Annotated in this window: 13 protein-coding genes; 9 read left to right on the plus strand and 4 right to left on the minus strand. The window is 57.0% G+C overall.

Going from position 1 to position 16,518, the window contains the following annotated elements; translation table 11 throughout:
* Positions 1–487: 487 nt before the first annotated feature.
* From AABA21_RS28225 to AABA21_RS28240, 4 genes are all read left to right on the plus strand, one after another.
* Entirely contained in the window at positions 488–1,084 is a 597-nt protein-coding gene (locus tag AABA21_RS28225; RefSeq protein ID WP_338255376.1) for an RNA polymerase sigma factor, read from the plus strand.
* Positions 1,056–3,206 carry an ABC transporter substrate-binding protein gene (locus AABA21_RS28230; RefSeq protein WP_338255377.1) on the plus strand — a complete coding sequence of 717 codons (2,151 nt, stop codon included), beginning with the start codon at positions 1,056–1,058 and terminating at the stop codon, positions 3,204–3,206. Before AABA21_RS28225 ends, AABA21_RS28230 begins: the two co-directional genes overlap by 29 nt.
* Before the next feature lie 453 nt (positions 3,207–3,659).
* A complete protein-coding gene (locus tag AABA21_RS28235) occupies positions 3,660–4,646 on the plus strand; it encodes an ABC transporter ATP-binding protein (protein ID WP_338255379.1) in 987 nt (328 codons plus the stop codon).
* Between the two features lie 3 nt (positions 4,647–4,649).
* Positions 4,650–5,366, plus strand: coding sequence for an ABC transporter ATP-binding protein (locus tag AABA21_RS28240; protein WP_338255380.1), 717 nt, complete (start codon positions 4,650–4,652; stop codon positions 5,364–5,366).
* 855 nt (positions 5,367–6,221) lie between these two features.
* Here AABA21_RS28240 and AABA21_RS28245 read toward each other — a convergent pair.
* Positions 6,222–6,956: an MBL fold metallo-hydrolase gene (locus tag AABA21_RS28245; RefSeq protein WP_338255381.1), complete on the minus strand. Its 735-nt coding sequence runs from the start codon at positions 6,954–6,956 to the stop codon at positions 6,222–6,224.
* 150 nt (positions 6,957–7,106) lie between these two features.
* Here AABA21_RS28245 and AABA21_RS28250 point away from each other — a divergent pair, with 150 nt between their 5' ends.
* The 3 genes from AABA21_RS28250 (at position 7,107) to AABA21_RS28260 (ending at position 9,424) form a co-directional block, all read left to right on the plus strand.
* The gene (locus AABA21_RS28250) at positions 7,107–7,634 is read left to right on the plus strand and encodes a GNAT family N-acetyltransferase (protein ID WP_338255383.1); all 528 of its coding nucleotides are present in this window, start codon (positions 7,107–7,109) and stop codon (positions 7,632–7,634) included.
* A gap of 144 nt (positions 7,635–7,778) precedes the next feature.
* On the plus strand, positions 7,779–8,555 hold the full coding sequence (locus tag AABA21_RS28255; RefSeq protein WP_338255385.1) for a hypothetical protein: 777 nt from the start codon (positions 7,779–7,781) through the stop codon (positions 8,553–8,555).
* A gap of 89 nt (positions 8,556–8,644) precedes the next feature.
* The gene (locus AABA21_RS28260; protein WP_338255387.1) at positions 8,645–9,424 is read left to right on the plus strand and encodes an NAD-dependent epimerase/dehydratase family protein; all 780 of its coding nucleotides are present in this window, start codon (positions 8,645–8,647) and stop codon (positions 9,422–9,424) included.
* 18 nt (positions 9,425–9,442) lie between these two features.
* Here the strand turns inward: AABA21_RS28260 and AABA21_RS28265 are convergent, their stop codons facing one another.
* Entirely contained in the window at positions 9,443–10,540 is a 1,098-nt protein-coding gene (locus AABA21_RS28265) for a Gfo/Idh/MocA family protein (RefSeq protein ID WP_338255389.1), read from the minus strand.
* Positions 10,541–10,974: 434 nt separating this feature from the next.
* On the opposite strand from AABA21_RS28265, the gene AABA21_RS28270 reads away from it, so the two are divergent.
* On the plus strand, positions 10,975–12,345 hold the full coding sequence (locus AABA21_RS28270) for a sensor histidine kinase (RefSeq protein ID WP_338255391.1): 1,371 nt from the start codon (positions 10,975–10,977) through the stop codon (positions 12,343–12,345).
* Positions 12,346–12,423: 78 nt separating this feature from the next.
* Here AABA21_RS28270 and AABA21_RS28275 read toward each other — a convergent pair whose 3' ends face one another.
* Both AABA21_RS28275 and AABA21_RS28280 read right to left on the minus strand, forming a co-directional pair.
* Complete coding sequence (locus tag AABA21_RS28275) at positions 12,424–13,422, minus strand: SRPBCC family protein (RefSeq protein WP_338255392.1); 999 nt, start codon at positions 13,420–13,422, stop codon at positions 12,424–12,426.
* 211 nt (positions 13,423–13,633) lie between these two features.
* Positions 13,634–14,542 (minus strand): SRPBCC family protein, encoded by a 909-nt coding sequence (locus AABA21_RS28280; RefSeq protein ID WP_338255393.1) that lies wholly within the window; start codon positions 14,540–14,542, stop codon positions 13,634–13,636.
* A 423-nt stretch (positions 14,543–14,965) separates the two neighbouring features.
* On the opposite strand from AABA21_RS28280, the gene AABA21_RS28285 reads away from it, so the two are divergent.
* On the plus strand, positions 14,966–16,378 hold the full coding sequence (locus tag AABA21_RS28285) for a PQQ-binding-like beta-propeller repeat protein (RefSeq protein ID WP_338255395.1): 1,413 nt from the start codon (positions 14,966–14,968) through the stop codon (positions 16,376–16,378).
* Positions 16,379–16,518: the final 140 nt, after the last annotated feature.

The following is a 16,518-nucleotide window of genomic DNA, read 5'->3' on the forward strand; positions in this document are numbered from 1 at the left end:
TGAGGAATGATACCATGTGTTTTAATAAAAATCAATACTTTTATGGGGAATTTTTTATATTCGTTGCAGAAATTTACCCATCCGGGTGCATTTATTTGCAATGTGATGATCTATTCTTAATTTATGGGGTGGTAAACCCGAAGTTTACTCTTCGGCGCTGGGGCGGGAGGTGCAAGAGGGCGGCGAGCCCTCCTGCCGGGGGCGTGGGGGACACCCCCACAAACCACTCTTCTCCCATTCCCCGCCTCAGGCGGGGAATGGGAGCTTGCTCCTTTTGGCAATTTTTACAAAATTGCACATGCGCAGCATTGATTAATGAGGGGGACGAGCGTCATAAAGAGATGGTATCCTTTTTACACATCACATTGATGCTACCAGGGAAGAGGAGTGGACTGTGACTGGCTGTTCATCTGTTGCGCTCGGCGGCAGGGAAGGCATGGGCAGATCATCTCACTAATTGCTACTTAGAGTGAAGGGAGTCCGGCTTATGTATCCGCATCTTCCTGATGATATCTCTATCGAATGGCTGGTTAGCGAGGCGCGTAAAGGTAATCAGCAGGCGGCTGATCGGTTATTCGATACTTTTTATCGCAGGATACGTCACTTTTTTCTGAAGGATCTGCATGTGAGCATAGAGACCGCCGAAGAACTGGTGCAGGATACCTTTGAGAAGGCCTGGCGTAAATTGCCGACGTTGCACGATTGCGTGCGCTTTGAGGCGTGGTTATATGCGATTGCGCGCAATGTGGCGCTGGACCATATACGAAAGTTGAAACGGCGTAAGGTACCGACCCCCATCGATCCGGAGTTTGACCTGGCCGACGGGGCGCCACAGGTGGAGAGCGTGGTGCTGGCGGAGATGCACATCCGTGAGATGTGGGACGCTATGCCGACCCGGCAGCGCGAATGCCTCTACTGGTATTATATGGAGAATCTAACGATGGAAGAAGTTGCGGTACGCCTGCAACTGGGAGCTGATACCGTCAAGGCATATATCAGTAAAGCTCGCGTAACGCTACGCGAAGGGATGTATTCTTCAGAGAAGGAGCAAGTCGATGTCAAGTCAAAACGATGCAGGGCATGATCCGATGGAGGATGTGTTCATGCACGTCATGTGTGATCGCTGGGCTGAGAAGCTTGAGGTAACACGTGTAGAGCACCTCTCTGAGGAAGAGCGCCACGCTTTCGATCTTCATATGCAATCCTGCCCCCGTTGTCAGGAACTGGTTGAGCAGTATCGGATGGTCGATGATTATTTTTATCGTCTCATATTGTCAGAGCAAATGTCGGTAGCCGCGAAGGCCCCGCCGCTCCCGACAACTGCAGCTAGCAAACAGCAGACCAGGCATGTCAGGGATACGTTCCATGATGTGTTTGGTCGGCGCATGTCCGCGTTCCAACAAACATTTTCACTTCTCTTGCAGGGTTCAGGGCTGGTGCTGCTGATCCTGATCCTGGGGGCGCTCTTTTTTCAGGTAGAGATTGGCAGCAACCATATGCTGCCGCTGGCCCTGTTGACGCTGGCCTTTGCCCTGATTATGCTGGGCTTTCTCAACAATCAGCAGCAGCTCAGGGATGCTGGCCAGCAGCAGTGGCGGCGCTCGGAGCAGCAGCATAATACGCTGGCGTGGCGCGAGGTATCGCTGCCCATGCCGGCGATGGGCAAGGATGGTCCCGCCGAGCTGAGCCCGCGTAGCCGGACGCAGAAGCGCTGGCGCCAGCGCTTCCTGCGCGACAAATGGATCTGGGGAGTGACGGTCTGCCTGCTGCTGGCTATCACTGTGGCCTCGCTGGGCTGGTTCTCGCCGTCCCGGCATCCGGCCGATATCGGTGGTACGGTACCCAGCGGGGCGCCGGTGGGCATCAGCGTAGATGGTAGCCGGGTCTTTGATACCAATCGGCAGGACGGGGATCTAAAGCGGCAGGCGGCCAGCAAACTGCTGCAGGGCGATATCGATGGCGCCAAAGAGCTATGGAAGCAGGCGCTGGCCCTGGATAGCAACGATGCCGAGCTTCTGATCTACCAGGAGAACATGAGGGTCAAAGAATCCCTGCAGCCCTATTTTACGCTGGTGGTCGGGTCCGTATTTTCGGAGCAGCATATCGGTGGCGCGCGCGATATTTTACAGGGAGCCTATGTGGCGCAGAAAGAATATAATGCCCGCGCCGCTCAGGAGCACCTTCCGCAGCTGCGGCTGATGATTGCCTCGGCCGACGTGGATGCTTCGAGTCCCACCACTACGGCCGAGGAGGTGGTACAGGCGGCCCAGAAGGACCATAGCATTCTTGGCGTCATCGGCTGGTCCACCAGTCGCAGCGTCGTCTCTTCGTTGCAGGAACTGACGGCGGCCCACCTGCCGATGGTCTCTCCCACGGCTACAAGCGACGGGCTCTCGGGTAGCTCGCCCTACTTCTTTCGCGTGGCTCCCCCCGATACGCAGCAGGCGGCCCTGGCCGCGACCTATGCCAAACAGGTCCTGCATGCGCAGCGCGTTGTGCTGCTGACCGATCCCGATGACACATATAGCAATAGCCTGGCTCAGGCCTTTATCCAGCACTATAAAGATGGCAGCCACAACCTGATACACGCGCCGTATTACTATACCAAGGGCGATCTGAGTACCGTGGATCGGCAGATGGACGATATCCTGAAGCAGAAGCCGGACCTGATCTACTTCGCCGGCTACGTCAACGAGGCCAGCGTAATGCTCAAGCGGCTACCGCCCTGCGTGGACGGTCAGCCCTGTCTGTCTGTGCTGGGAGGGGATGCTCTGTATGTCGAAGGTGACTATTCGCTGGACGCCTTCAAGAACTATGGGCGGCTCAGCTTTACCGCTTTTGCATCCCAGGAGCGCTCGCAGGAGCAGCATCCCCAGTTCTTTGCCAACTATGCCCATGATTTTGATCCGGCGGGCCAGTACCGTCCCGGCACCTATGGGTATAACGCGACCGATGCCGACGTCATTCTTGGTTATGACGCCACGCAGTCCTTGCTGACCGCTTACCAGCAGTTACAGGCCAGCGGCCAGACGAAGATCACCGGCGAGCAGATTCAGCGGCTCCTGCACACCATCACCATTGATGGCGTCAGCGGCAAGATTCAGTTTGACCACAACGGCAACCCGATTGGAAAAGACATCGTCATCCTGAAAGGGAATGAAAATGGTCATACTACCATCGACTATTCGCTGGATGCCTTAAAGTAGCTCCTTCAGGAGCTCTAGGGCCGGGGACGCCTGCGTCCCCGGCCCCTTTTATGAGTCATCCCGGATTTTTCAAAAATCCGAAAAACAGGTTCCGCCGCCCAATGCGGGAGGTGCAGGAGGGCGACGAGCCCTCCTGCCGGGGTGTGGGGTGTCCCCACAAAACTTCTTTTCCTTCTTTTTCGCGCCGCCTGCGGCGGCGCGAGAGGAGAAGAGAGTGTGTGTGGACACCCCACACCCCGGCAGGGAGACCCCTGCACTCCTTAAGTTGACTCCTGTTGTGGTGAGATAAGAGTAGGGATGATGCGTACATATAGACAGTGGTGGGTAAAATAAGAGATATATTCGCAGGAAAACATTGTTGTATTTCTATGCATTATGCTAGGCGAATACTATTTTTTGGTGGGTGATCGAAAATCAGCCCGATTGTACGGAGAGAAGGAAGAAGGAGTTTGTATGGCGGACCCTATTGTTCTTTGCGATAACCTTGTAAAAATATATAAGGTCGCTGATCTGGAGGTGGTCGCGTTGCAGGGTCTTGATTTAGAGGTGACGCCGGGTGAGGTGATGGCGATTGTGGGCGCTTCTGGTTCAGGCAAGAGCACACTCTTGAATATTTTGAGCGGCCTGGATGTGCCCAGCGCCGGTAGCTGTATTGTGGATGGCAATGATCTGACTCGTCTGTCTCAGGGGCAGCGCATCAACTATCGGCGCCGCATCGTAGGACAGATCTGGCAGCAGAGCGGACGCAATCTGTTGCCGGAGTTGAGCGCGCAGGCAAATGTTGAGCTGCCACAGATGTTGAGCGGCGTGAGTTCTTCGCGGCGCTCTAAACGCGCCAAAGAGCTGCTGGAACTGGTCGGATTGGCCGGCAAGGAGCAGAAGAAGCCGACGATGCTCTCCGGCGGTGAGCAGCAGCGTACGGCGATCGCGGTGGCCCTCTCTAACGACCCCAAAGTGCTGTTGGCCGACGAGCCGACCGGCGAGCTGGACTCGGTGACGGCGGGCGAGATCTTTGATCTCTTCCGGCGTCTCAACAATGAACTGGGCCTGACGATCATAACGGTGACCCATGATGCCACAATCGCCGCGGCCGTTGATCGCACGATCGCTATTCGCGATGGTCGCACCAGTACTGAGACGATTCGCCGCGAAACCACGCTGGAGACACTGGAGTCCCACATGCCGGCGGCCAGCGCGGTGATTGGTCTATCCAGTCGCACGCACCGCGAGTCGATCCTGATCGATCGCGCCGGTCGTCTGCAGCTGCCGAAGGAGGCCATTGAGACGCTGCCCTTTAATGGGCGCGCCGAGGTGAGGATTATCGGCGACCACGTCGAGCTGTGGCCGATTCTGGATCAGGTGAACGGCAATGGTCATGAGAATGGCGCCGGTCAGAACGGCGTTTCTCTGAACGGACGCAATGGCAAGAAGGAGCAGTAAGAGATGGATGCAGTAGTGGCAACGGAGACTATCGTTGAGGCAAAGGGCATTACGCGCGATTATCCTTCGGGCGGTGGCGTGGTGCATGCGCTGCGCGGCATCGACCTGAAGATCAAGCCGGGTGAGTTTGTGGCCCTGCGCGGCCGCTCGGGATCTGGCAAGACGACCTTGCTCAATATCTTGATTGGGTTGGATAGTCCCACCAGTGGCAGCGTGTTCATCCTGGGCAAGAATCTGCTGAAGATGGGGGAGACGGAGCGCGCGCACCTGCGCCGGGAGAGCATCGGGATGATGTTCCAGAACGCGCACCTCTTCCCTTCGCTGACGGCGCTGGAGAACGTGGAGATTCCGCTGCGCCTGTCGCGCATGCCCTCAGCCCAGCGCAATAAGCAGGCCATCGAGGCCCTGGAGCAGGTCGGATTGGGCAAGCGTGCCAAACACCGGGGCATGGAGCTCTCGGGTGGCGAGCAGCAGCGTGTGGCGCTGGCCCGCGCCCTGGTGCATAAGCCTCGCTTCATGATCGCCGACGAGCCGACCGGCAATCTGGATTCGCTGACCGGCCGCGACATCACCTTCCTGCTGCGCGAGATCTCACACCAGGGCAACATCGGACTCCTAATCGCCACCCACGATCCCCTGGTCTTCAATACCGCCGACCGCCTGGTGCACATTCAGGATGGCCTGCTGACCGAGGGTCCGCTGGAAGAGGATCACGCGTAAGTGTCGGGCTCGCTCCGGCTTTCAGGGCACAGCGTTGTGCCCTTTCTTTCCTTCTTAAGACTGACGATTATCGCGGTTTTATTTTTGCCCCTGCCCCTTATCGGTACCCCGCCTGCGTGAAGGCAAATCCTCTGGAGCAAACACGTATTCTGATCGATAGAGCAAATAGTATTGTTTGCGTCATAAATTGAATACTCTAATAGGATTACCATTTCTCATGTTGATGACTGGCCTGTAGATGCATCACCTCATGTGCAACGTATTCTGATTTGTTATCCAGATGTTGCCAAAACGCAGTGTTGGAGACAGCATCAAAATAACCCTAATACACGATGGAGGCTAGAGCATATCTTTTACTATCTGTCCACATATGACGGATTACCTTTTGATAATCATGCTATTGCCTTTAAAGAAGGCATAGAGGATCCTCATAATGGTGCATTTCTCTGTTTCCGACAATGTCCCAGGAGCCCCTGGCCGGGCTCGATCACAAACCAGGTGGGAACGTTCTGGTATTTGCACTACATTAATCCTACTCCCCCTGCTGGTCATAGAGGGCGAGTCGCGGAACACTGGTACAATTTCGAGCTCAGGTCGGGGTCGACTTTTGGGGTTATTTCGGCCAGAAGATTGGTTGATATAACGTCTTAAGGTCGCTAGCCAAGAGGACTACTTTAGATACCTTCCCTGAAGGGGGAAAGTGTCTGAAGTAGTTTCTCTAACTTCTTGAGGGTGGCATTTTTGAGGAATGTGGCGCGCCCAGCAGGATTCGAACCTGCGGCCAATGGTTTAGACGTTCTTAAGTCCTTAAGTTCTTAAGCTCTCAGGTTGGGGTAAGCGCCCGCGAGGGGCGCGTTACGGGAGCGTGAATGAGAGCAGGTCATAGCCAACCTGGAGCGTGCCGTTGTAGCCGCGCTGGCGGGCCTGGCGCTGCAGTTGGGGGCCATTCAGGTCGCGGTAGAGATGCGAGCAGATGATGTGCGGGGTCTGCGTGGCGACGGCCAGCTCGACGATCTCTGCATCGCTGATATGACCAGCGTCGATGATGGCCAGGTCGCAGCCTGTGAGCAGGTTGATCTCCTGTTCGTGGAAGTGCGAGTCCCCGGTGATGGCATATCTCTTGTCTCCCCATTGGAATCGCAGTCCATGGTTTCCCGCTGGCGGCAGGCTCAGTGACTCAAATTGATAATCTTCGATTGAGAAGTGCTCGTCGGTAATCTCGTGGACCCGTACCTGGTAGCCGGGCTGCTGAAAGCTGCGGGGACCGAAGATCCGCATCAGGCCATCGATCAACTGCTGGACGCCCTCGGGGCCATAGATATGCAGGTCGCTGTCGCGTGGATCACGCTGCGACCAGGCCCCGGCCTGCAGCATGGGGATGAGGTCCGAGACGTGATCGGGATGAAAGTGCGACAGAATGATATGGGAGAGCTGGTGGTGGCGTACACCGACCTCCAGCAGGCGCTGCGCGATGCCGTGTCCACAATCGAAGAGAATATGGGTCTGATCCAACTCCAGCAGCACGCTGGAGGCTCGGCGCTCATATTCGATCTGGCAGGTCCCTGTACCCAATAAAGTTATACTACTCATAAACTTCCTTCATCAACGCTTTTATTTCTGCCTCTCAACATCTATACTATAGAAACGAGCGAAATTGTTGAAATGGCAAGCCCGGGAAGCGGTGTGGTGCGCCGAGAGAAAAAATCGGACGCGAGGTCCGAACATATGGGAGAACTGGCGATGTTGTTTTTGACGGAGCCGAGCGCGAAGTACAAGGAGAGCTTCCTTGAGGGGTTGCGGGAGTTTCAGGAGGAGGGGACGCTGCTGCAGTATAATCTTCCGCGCCTGACGGCCGATTTTGATGATTATTTGCGACATGTGAACCGGGTGTATAACCGGGCTTCGATGCCGCCGTATTTTGTGCCGGATACTCGCTACTGGCTCATTGAGGGTGATGAGGATAATGGGGTGTACGTGGGCAATCTGACGGTTCGCCATGAGCTGAATGAGCTGTTGCTGAAAGTAGGTGGGCATATCGGATATCAGATTCGTCCCTCGTGGCGGCGCCAGGGGTACGGAAGGGAGATTCTGCGCCTGGGTCTGCAGAAGGCACGGGCTCTGGGAATTACCAGGGCGCTTGTTACCTGTGATGAGACTAACATCGCGTCCAAAAAAGTGATTGAATATAATGGTGGGCAGTTTGAAAACGCGGTCTATGTTGAAGGCTCGGCCGTAAAGAAGCTACGCTATTGGATCGATATCGTTTGATCATCGATCTCACACGTCCGGGCCGCGCGCCCGATTTGCCCATGCGATCGACAAAAAAACAAACGCGACGACATCCCACATAGGTTCGGACCCCGCGTCCGATTTTCTCCTGGTGGCCCACAAAAACGAAGAAAGGGTAGGAACGTGTTGGATGTATCCCTGTTGGTGCCGGAGGCGCGCCCGATTGTGGAGGCGGCGGCACAGATATATTTGAAGCATCTGCAGGCGGGATGTATTGGTATCCTGGTTCATGGTTCGGCTTTGAAGGGAGGTTTCATTCCGGGCTGTAGCGATATCGATTTTCATCTGTATGTGGATGGCTCACGGCTGGAGGCGGATGGGCAGCTGCCCCTGACAGTGAGTATGGCTGTTCAGCGTGAGCTGGCGCTGGTTGATCCAGCGCCGTTTCAATATATTCAGGCGTATGTGAAGTCACCCGATGTGCAGACGGCGCGGTCGGCGCAATGGGTGGGGCCGATCGCGGGCAGCTATCATATGATCTATGGACGCCTGCCGGTGCCGGAGGCGACCACCGAGGAGGTTATACAGAGCTCTATGCGCGGCCTTGAGCGGATACCGAAGATGATCGGAGATACTTCGGAAGATCTGTTGAGTGCTGGCGATGGACGTTTGGAACGCAGGGTGCGTTTCACGTGTACCGAGGTCTGGCCGACGCTCTACAGTGTTTTGGCGCTGCAGGCGCCAGAGCCACTATCCGTCTGGCGGTTGTCCAAGGATGCGGCGCTGCATCTGCTGGCAGGTCATGCACCTATGGGACGTGGTATCCGACGTTTCCATCAGTGCGTGATTGAATATTATAGCCAGCCCCACCGGTTGGAGCCAGCGTTGGCAGTGCTGGAAACCGGGGTGGCCTTCCTGCAGGCCGCTTACGATTGGTATGCGGGATATCGAGGGGAATAAATCGGACGTGAGGTCCGAACTTATGGAAACGGTATCGTCGGGCGAGGGAATTAAATCGGACGCGAGGTCCGAACATATGGAGGATCCAGATGAAGAAAAAAGTTTTAATGACGGGAGCGGGTGGCGTGATTGGGACGGCTCTGCGGCGCGAGTTGGAGCCGGAGTATTCGATTCTTTGTTTTGGCAGGCATGAGGTTGAGGGTGCGGATACGGTGGTGGGGGATATCAATGACCTGGAGGTGTTGACGCGGGCTTGCGAGGGGATGGATAGCGTGATCCACCTGGCGGCCAATGGTTCGCCGCGCGCGAGCTGGGAGAGCGTGTTGCATAACAACATTTCGGGGACCTATAGCGTGTATGAGGCGGCGAGCCGGGCGGGCGTGAAGCAGGTGATCTTCGCCAGTTCGAATCACGCAGTCGGCAACTATGATCTGGAGCATGCGCCGGATATCTATCGCAAGGGAGAGCCGGTGATCGACCATCTGATGCCGGTGCGGCCCGATAGCTATTATGGGGTGAGCAAGAGCTTTGGGGAGTCGCTGGGCCGCTACTACGCGGAGAGCAAGGATCTGCGGGTGATCTGCCTGCGCATCGGCAGCATGACACGTCAGGATCAGCCGCCGCGACAGGTGCCACACGATCACCACTATCCAGAGTCACCAGAACGCCTGGCGGCGCTCTGGATCAGTCAGCGGGACCTGGCTCAGCTGGTCCAGAAGAGTCTGGAGGCTGATCAGATCACCTTTGATATCTTCTATGGCGTCTCGAACAACACGCCGCACTACTATGACCTGGAGCATGCGCGGACCGTACTGGGCTACGAGCCCCAGGATGGCGCGGACGTGAGTGAGGTGTTCGCCTCCGAGTGAGTGAGGTATTCCGCCTCCCTATGAGAATGTAACGCTGCGCTGCTCGCGGGCACTGATCTGGGCGGCCTCGATAACGCGGATGACCTCCAACGCGGAATTGGGGTCGACCGGCAGAGGCGCGCCCTTTGTGATGGCGTCGCGCATACCGGCGTAGTAGTTCTCATAGGCGCCGGGGAGGGTCTCGACGGGACCATCGAAGTGGACGCCACCCTCGCTCATGTTGGTGGAGAGGTGGCCCCACAGTTCGCGTGGTTCCTGCCCCCACGCCGGATCACCAGGCCGCTTTCCGGCGCGCAGCGCATCCTCCTGCGGATCGAGTCCCCACTTTTCGAAGGTGCCGTTGAGGCCGCTGACGCGCATGCGCTGTCCCGAGATGCGGGCGACCTGGCTCATCCAGAGGTGCGCGATGACGCCACCGGGAAACTGCAGGGCGACAAAGCTATCGTCGTCGACCTGCGCTCCGGGACGACGCTGGAACATCTCTGCGTAGATGCGCTCGGGCTTGCCGAAGAGGTAGAGCGCCTGGTCGATCAGGTGGCTGCCCAGATCATAGAGCTGGCCCCCGGCCGCCTGGGGATCGGCTGATTCGCGCCAGGCGCCCTGCCTGGGAGCGGGACGATAGCGCTCGAAGCGGGACTCAAAGCGGGTGATGGGTCCCAGCAGGTTGGCGTCAAGGATCTTGCGCACGGTCAGAAAGTCGTTATCCCAGCGTCGATTCTGGAAGACGGTCAGCAGTTGACCCGTTTCGTGGCTGGCCTCAAGCAGCTTCCGGGCCTCGCTGGCCGTGGCAGCCATCGGCTTATCGACCACCACCGGCAGTCCGGCGCGTAGCGCGGCGACACCGAGGGGAACGTGCATATTATTCGAGGTCGCCACCACCGCCAGGTCGTAGCTGCTGGCGCTCTGCCACAGATCGTCGACGCTCCTCAGTATCTTCGCGTTGGGATAGCGCTTTTGGGCGCTCTGCTGGCGCTCTTTGTTGCCGGTCACGATGGCGGCCACCTGCATACCCGGAGTCGCGTCTACCAGGGGCGCATGAAAAACGGAGCCCGCCAATCCATAGCCGATGATGGCGACCCGCACGCGTGAGCCGCCGAGGGATTCCTGGGATACCATAAATACAATTCTCCTTCACTATTGATGGCTGTTGCTTTCTTCGCTGTATGAGCGATGCTGGATGCGTTGTCTGTCATCAGATCTCATTCCCACATGGTAGCACGAAATAGGGAGGGACTGGTACCCGAACTCTGCTTTTTGGGCGTCTAGGATGTATCATCTTGACCGTTTATGTAGCGATCTGTGCAGGGTACACTGGAGTTGGTGTATAATAGTAATATTAAAATACGTAATATCTATGATGTCGCACTATGCATGTATGATATTTAATGACGACAGGCCATACTCATAAGAATGGCCATGTTGTCTGTTTGTGCGTGACGACAGATGTGCCATGGTATGGCGACAGACACACCATGTTGGACTCATCTTGTAGAAATTTAGCATTGAAAGGTACTGGCCGTACGGAACAGAAATTTCTAGATGAGCTTTATATGTTGCGTGCGCGCGTGGCTGAACTAGAACGGGAACGCGATGAGGCCCTGGAGCATGGGCAGGCGCAACGTATACAGTTTGAAGGCGAATTAGAAAGCTTGCGACAGGCGACACATCCCTGTCGCGCGATGTCGACCGATGAGCAGTTAGATGCCTTGAAGGCCGTTTTTGAGGCTATCACCGACGGGGTCGTAGTATACGACCGGGCGGGCGCGATTATCAGCGCCAATTCAGCATTTCACCAGATGATGGGCATCACGTCACCGGCGGACTATATTTCACTATCTATGTATGAGCGTTTTTCGCGTATCCATGTCCGCGATGGCGAGGGGCGGGATCTGACGGAGGATGCGCTGCCGGTGGCGCGCCTGGCGCGTGGCGAGGTGATTGCCAGCGGCGATCCCGTGGACCTGACCTTTCAAACGCTGGATGGACGCGAGATCTTTACTGATGTGAGTGGGGCGCCACTGCTGGACATGTCCGGTACGATCGCCGGGATGGTGGTTGTCTTTCACGATATTACGGCGCGCAAACACCTGGAGCGGCAGACCAACGAGGTCCTGCAGACGCTGAAGGAGGAGCAGGTCCGTTCGCAGGCTAACGAGTCGGCCCTGCTAGAGACCAACCGCCGCATGGATGAGTTCTTGAGCATCGCCAGCCATGAGTTGCGTACCCCATTGACCACGATCAATGGAAATATCCAGCTGGCGAAGCGACGTGTTGACACCTTGCTCGCGCCTACGAGGGAACTGGCCGCGTATCAAGACAAGCTGAGGTTGATCCGAGAGTTGCTCAATCGGGCGGAGCGGCAGGTACGCATCCAGAACCGCCTGGTGGGGGATCTGCTGGATGTCTCGCGCATCCAGGGCAATCGCTTGCAGCTCGACATGGATGATACCAACCTGGTGGAGATCGTGCGTAATGCCGTTGAGGATCAGCGCTCGGCCTCTCCTGGACGCGTTATCCTGCTGCAGGACGATTCAGAGGGACGGGCCTTACCGGTGCATGCCGATGCCGATCGCATCGGGCAGGTGATCACCAATTTTCTGACCAACGCACTCAAATATTCTGCTTCCGATCGCGTGGTTGAGGTGCGCATCGAGGTTGTTGAGTCCTCCGTCAAGGTATCTGTGCGCGACGAGGGTCCCGGTCTGCCGCCCGAAGAGCAGAAGATGCTGTGGGATCGCTTCTACCGCGTGCCGGGCATCGTGGTGCAGAGCGGCTCCGGCGTTGGCCTCGGCCTGGGACTGCACATCTGCCAGACGATTATTACACGTCACGGTGGCGAGGTCGGCGTCGATAGCGAGGTCGGCAAAGGCTCGGTCTTCTGGTTTAAATTGCCACTGGTCTCGAATTTCGTGACCACGTAAATGGTAAAGTAAGAGTTAGCCAACCGCGAATAATCATGAAAAAATGCGGCCCCATCATGGGGCCGCATTTTTTCATGATTATTCGCGGTTGGCGTCGTTTTCGTCGGGTTCGGGTGCGCCCTGGATGTTGGCGCGCCATGGTGATTCTATCTCCACGTCGGAGACGGCGGGCTGTTCGGATGAGACCTGCTGTCTGGGCGCGCGGGCGAGCATAGGATCCTCGTGATATTGTGGATAGCGCTCGGAGCGTGCGTCCTGGTCGCCGAGCGGTGAGCGAGGCATGGCGGCGTTACGACCGCCGATGGTGTCGCGTACCGGGTCGAGCTCGTGTTCGGCGGGCACGCTCCGGTTGGCCCGCGCCTCGTAGGCGGCGCGATCACGCTCGGCCTGGGCCCGCAGGGCGTCTGACTGCTGCTGCGCGGCCTGCTGCTCGCGTTCCTGCCGCTGCTGGCGTGTGGCCTCTTCCTGCTGCCGCAACTGCTGATCGCGGGCCGTCTCCTGCTGGATGTTCTGCTGGCGTGACTGCAGGGATCCCTCGTTCATCATGGGGTCCGACTGCATCGATGCCTGCTGGTTGGATGTCACCCGGTTTTTGGCGACCGCGCTCTGATCGTGGAACAGGTAATGCGACTGCATGGGATCGAGGGCGCCCTGGGGGGCCTCCTCAACCATGCGCGCGAAGTTTTCCATATCCTGCTGCAGCGATGCCTGGAAGTGCTCATCGATGCCCATGCTATTGACGACCCGACCGGCCACGCCGGCCGGTGGAGTATAGGAGATGTACACATCGACGCGCGTGCGATCAGTTCCCATGGAATCGAAGCGCACCAGCCCGGAGTTCGCCAGGCCACTGGTGGAGCGCCAGCCGACCTGCTGATTAGGAATCCAGCTTTCGTTGACGGCATCCCACTCATGGGTACCAGCGATCTGCGCTACCCAGTGGCTGCGCCGCTCATCATGATAGGTTACTTCTTTGACGAAGCTCATAAACTTGGGAAAATCATTGAAATGCGTAAAGAACGCATAGACCTGCTCGATGGGGGCGTGGACGATTACAGATACATGATGCTCTGACATAACTTTTTCTCCTCCTTACACCACATAACAAATGACGACTTTATCTATTAGCCGGGTTTTTTGTGTATTAAAAACGCAGTGACCAGGCACGCCTTCCTGATATATTGTGAGCATGCCTGGTCAAATTCTTTTCAGCTTACGGTGTACCGGCTGGCATTATGACATATACCCTGTATACGAAATAGCTACCAAAACGGATGTTGTCTTTAACCTATTGAGCGGTGGGCGGTGGATCTGAGATGTCCGGCTTGCTGCTGTGCCGCCGCGCGGTCATAGGATCTTGCAGCCAGTTGGGATCGCGTATGCGGCCGTCGCGATCGCCGAGCCCATGCGCCCTGGCGGCATACGTGTGGACGGGATCGAGTGGGACGGTGGCCGCCTTGCGCTGTGCGGCCTCACGTTCGAGGCGCTCCTGCTGGCGCTTCTGCGCTTCCTGGGCCAGGATGATCTCGCGTTCGCTCTGCAGCTGGCGCTCGCGCTGCCGCCGTCGCTTCAATTCGGCCTCCTGCTCCTCTTTCAGGCGTCGGCGTTGCTCGGCCTCTTTGGCGATCTGCGCCTGGCGTTCCGACAGCGCTTGCGGACTCATCATGGGATCGTGCTCCATCGCTGCCTTCTGACGCGGGGTTAGCTCGCCCCTTTTGACTGCGCTCTCAGGATGGAAAAGATAATGAGAAGACATAGGGTCGAGTGCGCCCGGTGGGGCTTCTTCAACCATATGCGCAAAATTACTCAAATCCTTTTTTAGTATCGCGTCGAAGTAGGAATTGACGCCGAAGCGATCACCTAACTCACCAAGCGGACCTGTGGGCGGAGTATAACGAATATAGACATCAACGGATGTACGCTCAGGGCCTAGAGCGCGGAACTTGACTCGGCCAGAATTCTTGAGGCCGCGCGTGGAGCGCCAGCCAACCTGTTGATCTGGTATCCAATCTTCATTGACTGCATCCCATTCATATTGCCCTACTACCTTGACAGCCCAGTGGCTGCGCCGATCATCGTAGTAGGTAACCTCTTTCACAAAGCCCATGAATTTTGGAAAATCATTGAAATGTGTAAAGAGTTCGTAGACCTGGTGTAAGGGAGCTTTAACGATCACTGATGCAGAATGTTCTACCATGACTGTTCTCCTTTTTGGAAGGGAGATGTGTAGATGTAATACGCGACGCTCTACCTGGTTACTACATTCGAAATGCCACAGAATCCGCTTTTGATCAGTCCCTGCAGGTCTGGAGGAACTGACCCACTATACTAAGGATTTCTTAGTATAGCACACCGTTTCAAGGTAATCAATCATATATCGATATGCATCTCAGTGCCCCAGCAGTTCCCCATGGACTCGGGCCTCGCGCCCGGTCGCGTACATAGATAGTTTTTCCGCGTGATACTATGCCTCTACCTTTTTCATGCGATATCGTGTATATAGAAACAGAGGTGTGAAGCAGGGGAAAATCGGACGCGGGGTCCGACCATGGGGGCCTCAGCGCGAGCGTGCGCGGAGGGGGAAATCGGACGCGGGGTCCGAACATATGGGAGGTGCATTTTGGGTTATGATGAGCGTAAGGATACGTTCGATGATGAGTTTGAGGTGGTGGATCTAGATGAGGATGCCGGTGAGCCGAGGCGATGGTGGAGGGGCCTGGTGCAGGGAGAGCATCTGTCGCGCTGGAGCCGATTGGCGCTGCTGGGGTTGAGCGCGCTGGTGCTGCTGGTGGTGGGCTGGCTGCTGTGGCCGAACCTGGTCTTGCTGGCACAGTCGGCGTTGCCGCGTCCTGCGGCGCAGACGAAGGTAGTGGGTATGGATGTGACGCCGGTCGCCGATGTCGGGCATGGCTCTGTGGTGGCGACGTTTTCGCTGGGGGATATGGTGATTGCCAGGATCAATGTGCCGTTCAAAGGATCGGAGTCGCGCATTGTGGCGGTGAGGCGTGAGAGTGGCAATGTGGCGTGGGAATCGCAGCCGACGATCATGAATATGGGGGTCGAGGATGGGAAGCTGTGGGTGCAGGAGAATGATCATTCACTGAATGGGATCAGTGAGCGCGATGGCTCGCTGGTCTGGCATACGGTTTTGCCGCAGGATGCGCAGCCGGAGGCAACCATCAGCGGCCTGCTGCTGGCGATGGATAGCTCGCAGCGCTGGTCGGCCTACCAGGTCGCCGATGGCTCGCTGCAGTGGCACTATAATGGCGGTGGGGTGATCCAGGCGGTGGATCGGGGGCAGGGCGTGCTCTACTTTGAGCATGTGCAGTCCGGTAAGGGACTGTTGCTGACGGGGGTGCGTATGAGCGATGGGAAGGTGGTCTGGCAGTCGACGAGGGACGTGAAGGAACTGCCGATCCATGTGGTGGCGGCGAACGGGGTGGTCTATAGCCTGGGATCGGATGCCGTGCTGACGGCGGTGCGCGTGCGCGATAATCGTGAGCTCTGGCGTCGTTCTCTGCCCCATACCGATCTGCTGGAGGAGGTGGCCGATGGCAAGCTGTATATCGTGTCGAGCCAGGATGGTACATTGACGGCCATCGATACTATGACGGGTGCTCAACAGTGGCGCTATGACGTGGACGGAACACCGGTCGTGGTGGCGGTGCAGTCGCAGGTGATCTATTTGAAGACGGACCAGAGCTTGATGGCCCTCAATAGTCGCACAGGGAACTTGCAGTGGCACTATGAGACCCACATGACCCTCTCAGATGTCCAGATCCAGGATGGACGCATATACGCGATTTCAGATCAGCAGGGGAGCGTGATGGTGCTCGATATCAGGGATGGCAGCCTGCAGTGGCAGTATATGATCGGCACTGGTGCCGTGCCGTCGTGGCAGCCTCAGGGCTACGTGGCTCAGATCGAGCAGGGAGTGATCTATCTGGTACTGAATCACAATACCTCATTGAGCGCGCTAAGCGTCTTAGATAAAGAGACACTCTGGCAAACCTCGCTGACCACGACAGGGTGAGTGGCCCAGGATTTTTTATGTTGGTGTCTGGGGGCGCCACGACACCCCCAGACACCAACATAAAAAATCCGGTGCGCGGGCGCTTAAGTGCCCCGGTATGATGAGAATCAGACACGAAGGTAAGGGAGAGCAGGAGGTGC

This window comes from Dictyobacter halimunensis (assembly GCF_036245075.1).